The organism is Streptomyces sp. 13-12-16 (assembly GCF_002114215.1).
Classification (GTDB): domain Bacteria; phylum Actinomycetota; class Actinomycetes; order Streptomycetales; family Streptomycetaceae; genus Streptomyces.
Genome location: NZ_NCTE01000431.1, coordinates 1 through 713, shown reverse-complemented (window position 1 = coordinate 713; position 713 = coordinate 1). Strand labels below are relative to the sequence as shown.

Annotated in this window: 1 protein-coding gene; it reads right to left on the bottom strand. The window is 77.8% G+C overall.

Going from position 1 to position 713, the window contains the following annotated elements:
• Positions 1–713 (bottom strand): ATP-binding cassette domain-containing protein (locus tag B7767_RS17765; RefSeq protein WP_143652531.1); only part of this gene is annotated, 713 nt, incomplete at both ends.

The window sequence follows — 713 nt, the reverse complement described above, 5'->3', positions numbered from 1 at the left end:
CGGCGCGCCCGGGCGGACACCCAGCCGGGGCCACCGCAGGGCGGGCGGCGGCTCCGGCACGTCGAGCCGGTGCGCGTCCAGCGCCTCCTGCTGCCGGTTCAGGGCCTGTACGACGCCCGGCGCGCGGGACTGGCGCCGGTGCTTGCCGGTTCCCTTCTCCGGCCGCCAGCCGGTGGAGAGCCGGTCGCGGGCCCGCGACACCGCGTCCTGCAGCCGCCGGTGCTCGCTCTGCTGCTGCTCGTGGTCCTGCTCCCAGCGTTCGCGCTCACGACGCCGGGCCTCCTCCCACGCGGCGTAGCCGCCGGCGTACAGGCGCGGCCTCCCGTCGCGGGTGGGGTCGAGGTCGAGGAACCGGTCCGCGACGTCGCGCAGCAGCGCCCGGTCGTGGCTGACGACGGCGAGGCCGCCGTCGTGTTCGCGGAGCCTGCGGGTCAGGAAGTCCAGGCCGCCGGAGTCGAGGTGGTTGGTCGGCTCGTCGAGCAGCAGGACGTCGTGCCGCGCACCGAGCAGGCACGCCAGCCGGACGCGGTAGCGCTGTCCGACCGACAGGGCCGACAGCGGCCGCTCCCGGTCGGTGCAGGCACCGAGGGCCGCCAGGGCGACGTCGACGCGGCGTTCGGCGTCCCAGGCGTCGAGGCGGGTGGCGGCGTCGAGCGCGGCGGTGTAGCGGTCGTCGGCGGCGGGGTCGCCCCCGGCCATGGCGAGGCCCGCCT